Origin of the sequence: Mycobacterium sp., assembly GCF_052143115.1 — a bacterium.
In the GTDB taxonomy this organism is placed as follows: domain Bacteria; phylum Actinomycetota; class Actinomycetes; order Mycobacteriales; family Mycobacteriaceae; genus Mycobacterium.
Genome location: NZ_JBKQTQ010000013.1, coordinates 1 through 7,651 on the forward strand (window position 1 = coordinate 1; position 7,651 = coordinate 7,651).

The window sequence follows — 7,651 nt, forward strand, 5'->3', positions numbered from 1 at the left end:
CTTGACTACATCCAGGCACCCGACGGAACCAAACCAGCTGTTCCTGTCATGGGCACATTCGTCATTGACGACGACAGCAAGATCGCCCGCTGGACGGACTATTTCGACGTGTCGTTGACGGTCAAGCTCCTGCAGGGCGAAGACATCAGCGCGCTAGTCCCAACCGGTACTGCACGATAGAGCGCTACACCGGGCCTTGGGGCCGGTCTGTGGGGCCGGATTCCGCCGATGTGCGAGGTGGCAGCGTGTCTGTTGTGAGATTCTGCAGGGGTGTCCGCTGCTGCGGCGGCTGCTCCCTCGGGAGTGGTGACGTTTTTGTTCACCGACGTCGAGGGTTCGACGCGTCGGTGGGAGGCCGACGCCGATGGCATGCGGATCGCCCTCGCCGCGCACGACGAGGTGTTGCGCGGGGCGATTGAGGCGTATGACGGGTTCTTGTTCAGCCACACGGGCGACGGTTTCGTGGCGGCCTTCGCGTCGCCGATGTCTGCCGTGAACGCCGCGATCGACGCGCAACGGGAGTTGCAGTTGCCGGTGCGAATGGGATTGGCAACCGGCGAGGCCGAGCTGCGAGACGGGGACTACTTCGGAACGGTGCTCAATCGAGCCGCACGGGTGATGGCCGCTGGACATGGTGGTCAGATCCTTTTGGCCGAGTCGACGGCGGGTCTGGTGAGCGGGGTTGATCTGGTGGATCTGGGGCTGCGGCGGTTGCGGGATCTGCCGACCCCGGTTCAGGTGTTTCAGGTCCAAGCGGCGGGCCTACGCACGGAGTTTCCGTCGTTGCGGGCACTGGATGTGGGTCCGGGGAATCTGCGTCCCGCGCCCACGAGCTTCATTGGGCGTGAGTCCGAGGTCGCCGAGGTAGAAGCGGTGCTGCGGGCGCATCGGGTCGTCACGCTGACCGGGGTGGGCGGGGTTGGTAAGACTCGCCTGGCGGTGGAGGTTGCGGCCCGGCTGGCCGATGAATTTCCGGATGGGGTCTGGTTTTTCGAGCTGGCTGCGGTGTCCGATCCGGCGGCGGTGCCCGACGCGGTCGCCGCGGTGCTGGGCATTACCCAGCAGCCGGGCAAGAGCGTGAGTGAGTCGGTGGCCGCCGCGCTTGAGGGCAGAGCCCGGTTGTTGGTGTTCGACAACTGCGAGCACGTGCTTGGTGACGCGGCCGATCTGATCGAGGCCATCATGGCGCATTCGGCGACGGTGAAGATGCTCGCGACGAGCCGCGAGGGATTAGGGGTCGCCGACGAGCATTTGTGGCCGGTGCCCTCACTCGGTGTCGATACAGGAATCGACTCGTCGGCGCTGGCTCTGTTCGTCGAACGGGCGCAGGCCGTTTCGCCGCGCTTCTCGGTCGCCAACACCGGTGAGGGGGATGCGGTGCTGGAGATCTGCCGGCGACTCGACGGGATTCCGTTGGCCATCGAGTTGGCGGCCTCGCGGATGGCATCGATGACGGTAAACGAGGTGCGTGATCGTCTCGATCAGCGGTTCCGGCTCCTAATCGGATCGCGGCGCGGCCTGGCACGCCACCAAACGCTGCGCCACGCAGTGCAGTGGTCCTACGACCACCTCGATGACGCGGAGAAACCGCTGCTGGAACGGTGCTCAGTGTTCGCCGGCGGGTTCGACCTCGAAAGTGCCTGCGCCGTCATGGGTTCTGACGATGACTTCGCCACCGTGGATCTGCTCGACGCGCTGGTGCGCAAGTCGCTGCTGGTCGCCGACCGGTCGGGGGGACGAACGCGGTTCTCGATGTTGGAGACCATTCGACAGTTCGCCGAGGAGATGCTCACCGGAAGGGGCGACGCCGATAAGGTCCGCAACGCGCACGCCCGCTACTTCGCAGAGCACGAATCCGATGTCTTCGCCCTGTGGGACAGCCCACAGCAGCGCGAAGCGTACTCATGGATAACGGTCGAAATGGCAAACCTGCGCACGGCGTTCCGCTGGGCCGCCGACCACGACGACCTCGACTCCGCGTCGGCCATTGCCCACTACGCGGCGTTGGTCGGTTTCTGGGGCGAACAGCACGAACCTATCCGATGGGTCGAGGAACTCATCGAACCCGCGCACGCTGTCCAACACCGCCGCTTGGCGCAGCTCTACGCAATGGCGACGCTGTGCTTCACGGCCGGAAGGATCGACGAGGCCGTCGGTTATGCCGGGGCCGGCCAGGAAGCCGTCACCAGCGGACGCTTCGACGAAGTGCGCAAGGACATCGAAGCGGGGATCGGCAGCCCGTACCAAGCGATAGGACAGCCTGAGCGGTGGGTTGAGTGGTGCCGCATCGTAATTGCGCGCCGTTCGGCCACTAATGTTCACGCTCAGGCATTGTTGGCCATCGCGCTGAAAATGGCCGGTGCCGATGACGAGGCAAGGGCGGCCTCGGAAGAACTCCTTGCCGCCGCCGACACCACCGACAACCCCAACCTGGCCGCGTGGGCGCTGTTCGCGTATGGCACCGCCCACCGTGGCATCGCTCCCGCCGCCGCCTATGAAGCCTTCCGTCGAGGCCTGACAATCGCGCAAGACAGTGGCAGCCGGATGACCGAGACAAGCATTGCGGGGATGCTGTCTCTCCTGGCGACCACCCACGGTGAGGCCGTCGACGCCCTCGACTACGTGATCTTGCCAATCCGGTACTACTACGACTCCGGCAGCTTCTTCCTGCTGCCTCAGGCGCTAGGCGTCCTCATCCCATTGTTCGACCGCCTTGGGCACCACGAAGCGGCCGCCACCATCAGTGGATTCGCCGCCACGTCCTACACACGGTTGATCGTTTCAGAGATGGACGTTGCCATCACCCACCTCCGCAATGTCCTCGGCGACGAAACCTACGAATCGCTCGCCCACAAGGGTGAGACGATGACCACCGCCGCCATGGTGACCTACGCATACGACCAAATCGACCAGGCCCGAACAGAACTGAAGACTGCCTCGAAATGATTGCTGAGTGAGTTTGGCCAAATCCCGCATCTACGAGGCGACGGCGAAGAGACGCCATTCGCCGGGCACGCCCTTGAGCGCGTGAGAGCCCCGCTCGTCGAAGTCGAGTCCTGCCCCGATCACGAGGTCGCGCAGCGTGCTGGATACGAGCACGTCGTTCGGCCCCGCCAGTGCGCTCACCCGCGCGCCGATATGCACGGCGATCCCGCCGATGTCATCACCTCGGACCTCGCACTCGCCGGTGTGCAACCCGGCGCGCACCTCAATGCCGAGCGATCGCACCGCGTCACGAATCGCCATGGCGCAGCGGATCGCCCGCTGCGGGCCGTCGAACATCGCCAGGAACCCATCCCCTGAGGTGTTCACCTCGCGGCCTCGAAAGCGATTGAGTTGCGAGCGCACAACGGCGTCGTGCGCATCGAGCAGTGCGCGCCAATCCCGGTCGCCCATTTCGGCGGCGCGGCGTGTTGAGTCCACGATGTCGGTGAACAGCACCGTGGCCAGAACCCGATCATCGGCCACGTCAGCCTGCTCGCCGGTGAGAAACTCGGCAATCACCTGGAACGAATCGTGCCACGGTTCCACGAAGTGATACACGTTGCGTCCTGGCAGTTCAACGTATTTCGCACCCGATATGTGATCGGCGATGTACTTGCCCATCACAGGCGGGATGATCTGGTCGTCGGTGTGATGGACGACGAGGGTGGGCACGCGGATTGTCGGAAGAAGAGGTCGCACGTTCAACTCGGCCATCCGACTCGTAAAAATGGCGACAGTCCCTGGGCTTGCCGCCAGGCGTTCGTGCCGCGCCCAGGTCGCCCGAATCTCCTCGTTCCACGGCATGTCCGGATTCGTGAGATGCGCAAACTCCCCCGTGCCCCACATAGCGACATAGGCAGCGACAGTTTCCTCGAGGGGCGCTCCTTCTGTACGTTCAGCAAGCGGATCCGCGTAGCCCTCGAGGACGACCAACGCGGTCGTGCGGGATGGATGTGTGGCTGCGAACAGCGCCGATTCCGGGAATGTGCCGTCGACCGCAACGATGACCGCTTCGCCGCATCCGAGATCGTCAAGCACAGCGGTGATGCTGTCGGCCCGTAGCTCCAAGGTCGGCATTGCGGGATCGGAAACCCCCGTACCCGGCTGGTCGAAGTAGATGAGTCGGCCAAGCGATGTCATCGCCTCAAACCAGCCTTGGATATACGGCAGCTCGGGAAAGACCTCACAATTTGTGAACTGGGGAGAGACGAACACGATGTCGCGCGGACCTTCACGTGACGCGCGATAAGCGACGCGCAAGTCCCCGTTCAGCGCATAGCGCGTCTCCGAGAACATTGCGGAAGTGTAAGCCGAGGAGCGCATTGAGTTTCGGTGTCATGCAACGAGTTGAAGCAAAGTGTCCTTCTCTCCGCCTGTCTCGAAAACGATGGATTGCTGAGACTAGGACACCACCTCCGCTAGGACGGATGCGTCCAGGCTCAACGAGTCGATCACCTGTCTTGAAAACCTGTCTCATAACCGGTATTATCAAAACCGATAACTTCACGGGATTATGAGACAAGGAGCGAGTGGCATTGGCAGTCATCGGATACGCGAGGGTCAGCACCACCGACCAGAATCCCCAGCTTCAGCTCGACGCACTTGAGGAAGCCGGGGCGACGCGCATCTACACCGACTATGGAGTCAGCGGTTCGACCGCGTCCCGACCCAATCTGGATGCCTGCCTCGACCACCTCCGCGAGGGCGATGTGCTCACCGTCTGGAAACTCGACCGGCTCGGGCGCAATACCCAGCACGTTCTCGCCGTGGTGGACCAGTTGACGTCCCGAGGGATCGGATTCCGCAGCCTCACCGAAGGCCTGCACACCGACGGGCCGATGGGGAAGGCGATGCTCACCATCATGGCCGCTTTCGCTCAACTTGAACGCGACACCATGATCGAGCGCACCCGCGCGGGCCTGGCCGCTGCCGCAGCAAACGGACGCAAGGGTGGACGTCCACGCAAGGTCGACGACGCCGATGCCGCCAAAGCCCGCCAGCTCCGCGAGAAGGGCATCACGGCCGGTGACATCGCGAAGATGTTGGGAGTCTCTCGCGCCACCGTCTACCGGCACCTCTCCGAGAGTGTTCAGCTCTCAGCGTGATTCGTGGTGTCCCCCCACACCGGCGACCATCGAGTGCATCGACAACGGACAGTCGCAGGCCGCACTCCCGCCGGACGAACGCCGACGGTCACACCGGCCTGGACATCGCGAAGTACCTCGGCGTAAGTCGAACGACCCTGTACCGATGCCTGAATGAGGGCAACGCCGCTCAGTTGATCAGGCAGTCTGGAGCTTTCCGACTTCTGCATTACCGCGCACCTCAGGCGGAAGTAAGTCTCCGTAGTGCTCGCGAATATGTCCGAGGCCCTCTTCAAGAGTCGGATCATGTTCTAGGTTGGTCGTCATAAAGGCGAGGCGTCGGCGGTTCTCATCCAGGATGTTCCGCCAGCGGCGCACGAACGCTCTGACACGGGGTTGACCCGGTTCGGGCTCTGGACCCCAGAACTGTCCTACCTCGAAGTCGTTGTTTCGTACTCTCCTGCGTGCGACGTCGTCCATATCGGTCCCAACGAGTACAAAGTCCCACTCCGCCTTATCGGTGGCTAACGCCGAGTTGGACAACACCGTGTTGGCGTAATCCTCGACCTGGTCAAGTTCGGAACGTCCAAGCCGGATATCGGGGGCCTTGAGTTCGACTACGAGATGTCGTGTCCGATCGAACTCTTGAGTCTTGGCGGCGAGATGAAGGTCCACGCGCCCCGTCTTGCCGTCCCATCTCGTTACGGGTTCCACACCTTTGGTGGGGAGTCCCTCCAACTTCAAATGGGTGCGGAGCATCTCGGTTAGGCCACGTTCGCTATTCATCACGTAATAGGCCTCGCCGAAGATCCACAGCTCGCGCTCAAGAATGCGATGGAGGTGATCACGCTCACCAACGTTCTTCGCGTCGACCGGATCAAACAAGAGGTGTTCGAGGCCCGTTAGGAACTTGTTGCGGCTGGTAACTAGATTCGCGGCCTTGATGATCGCGGGCAAGGTTGTCTCGCTGAGCAGCCGCGTAAGCGTTTCGCGATCAGATGAACTTAGCGCCGCGACCTCGTGAATGATTGTGGTCAGTCTGTCCGGATCGGACCGTAGGGCGTCGCGGAGTAGCGCCAGGGAGAGGCGAGCGTCGCCACTCTTCGACGGAATCTGGGTGCTCAACGCAACCGATATGACGTCGAAGACAGCCCTCTCTGCTCTTTCAGGCTCACTCTGCGGCTCCCCTTGATAGGGGTAGACGTTGTCCTTCTTCCATTTCACGACCTGCTCGCGGCGGCGCTCCCGTCGTCGGGCGGCGAAATGTACGCGAATGCCTTCACGTGCAGAAGTCCAGAGCGCGCCGACCGGCCCGGTGGCCATATCGCCGAGTCCGACCGTCGACAAAGCTTCGTCATCGAAGCCCTCCCAGGTGACATATGCCGAGTATCGGTACTGCGGCTCAATGTCTTTGGCCGACTCCTCGTATGCGAAGTGTTCCCCGTCCTGGCCGTAATAGACCGCTCGATGAGTCCCGCTCTTCCACTCGATGATGCGAAGTCGAGCGTGATATTCATTGCCGCCCTCGTCAACGAAAGGGAGGGGGATGTCGGTCGTATGGCTTATCTCATCCGCAGGATCAAGAGCCACGCCGTTGTAGTTGATCGCTAGTTCGGGGTCGTTCAACAGAACGGGCGCAAAGTGCGACCGAAGCACGGATAGCGTCTGACTGCTCTCAAGCGCCGCCAATGACCTCTGGCTGTCATTCCAGGCAGTCACGGTGGTTTCTGAGGGCACGTCGGCTGCGCTACTGGAGTCGGTTGAAAAAACGTGACGGCGATCCGTGCTACCGCTGATCTCCACTCGTTGCAGCTGGCCCGTCACGTCGATGCTATGGCTCACCCATTCGACGCGGTTCCCGAGCGCAAACGCCCGGAGACGTCCCTCACCGCGCTTGCCGTGAAGACCACGCTTGCCGTTCTTCGTTCTAGCGGCGAGTCGTTTCCATGACCCGCCGATTCGCCCGAAAGTCGAAGCCAGCTCTTCGCGCTCAATTCCGTGTCCATTATCGGCCACCGTCACCTTGGTGATCGCGTCCATCTCGTTCTTCTCGAAAGCTACCTCGACCTCGGTGGCCTCGGCGTCGACCGAATTCCATACAAGTTCGACGACCGCGCGTACTGGGTCGTTTTCATGGGCCAGACGCTCTACGTGATCCTCGCCCGCCTCCAGGTGCAAGTCCGCCATGTGGAGACCTTAGAAGCAGCGGCCGACATCCCACGAGCGGCGTCCTGTTGTCACGCCGGAGCGGGTTCGAAGGGGCAACTCGACACCGCACCGAGGAAAGGAGACGCGCACTTACCGCCTCTCATCGTCGGGGCGGGGTAACTTCCACCTGTCATCGATTGGAAGGAGAGTCGGGGGCTATGGCACAGACCAATGCCAATCTGATCTGGAAGATCGCCGACCTGCTGCGTGGGCCGTATCAGCCCAACCAGTACGGCGACGTGATCTTCGTGTGAAGGGGTGCGGCTGCCCAAACGTCAGCACGCCGACCGCGGATACCTGAGCCACGTTCAGGTGGCGGCGCTGGCCGTGGCGGTCGACCGCCAGGGCGAGGTCGTCCGGTTCCTGGCCTACAC

General features: G+C 62.6%; 5 protein-coding genes and 1 pseudogene. 4 read left to right on the plus strand and 2 right to left on the minus strand.

Annotated elements, in window-relative coordinates; all coding sequences use genetic code 11:
* A pseudogene (locus ACLQI9_RS01315) lies at nt 1–180 on the plus strand (limonene-1,2-epoxide hydrolase family protein); the annotation flags it as partial.
* A 90-nt stretch (nt 181–270) separates the two neighbouring features.
* The gene (locus tag ACLQI9_RS01320; RefSeq protein ID WP_442390818.1) at nt 271–2,946 is read left to right on the plus strand and encodes an ATP-binding protein; all 2,676 of its coding nucleotides are present in this window, start codon (nt 271–273) and stop codon (nt 2,944–2,946) included.
* A gap of 30 nt (nt 2,947–2,976) precedes the next feature.
* Here ACLQI9_RS01320 and ACLQI9_RS01325 read toward each other — a convergent pair whose 3' ends face one another.
* Nucleotides 2,977–4,281 carry an adenylate/guanylate cyclase domain-containing protein gene (locus ACLQI9_RS01325; RefSeq protein ID WP_442390820.1) on the minus strand — a complete coding sequence of 435 codons (1,305 nt, stop codon included), beginning with the start codon at nt 4,279–4,281 and terminating at the stop codon, nt 2,977–2,979.
* A gap of 239 nt (nt 4,282–4,520) precedes the next feature.
* On the opposite strand from ACLQI9_RS01325, the gene ACLQI9_RS01330 reads away from it, so the two are divergent.
* Nucleotides 4,521–5,090: a recombinase family protein gene (locus ACLQI9_RS01330; RefSeq protein ID WP_442375829.1), complete on the plus strand. Its 570-nt coding sequence runs from the start codon at nt 4,521–4,523 to the stop codon at nt 5,088–5,090.
* Nucleotides 5,091–5,267: 177 nt separating this feature from the next.
* Here the strand turns inward: ACLQI9_RS01330 and ACLQI9_RS01335 are convergent, their stop codons facing one another.
* Nucleotides 5,268–7,256, minus strand: a complete 1,989-nt coding sequence (locus ACLQI9_RS01335; RefSeq protein ID WP_442390822.1) for an ATP-binding protein — start codon at nt 7,254–7,256, stop codon at nt 5,268–5,270.
* A 179-nt stretch (nt 7,257–7,435) separates the two neighbouring features.
* Here ACLQI9_RS01335 and ACLQI9_RS01340 point away from each other — a divergent pair, with 179 nt between their 5' ends.
* The gene (locus ACLQI9_RS01340; protein ID WP_442375825.1) at nt 7,436–7,531 is read left to right on the plus strand and encodes a type I restriction-modification system subunit M N-terminal domain-containing protein; all 96 of its coding nucleotides are present in this window, start codon (nt 7,436–7,438) and stop codon (nt 7,529–7,531) included.
* Nucleotides 7,532–7,651 lie beyond the last annotated feature (120 nt).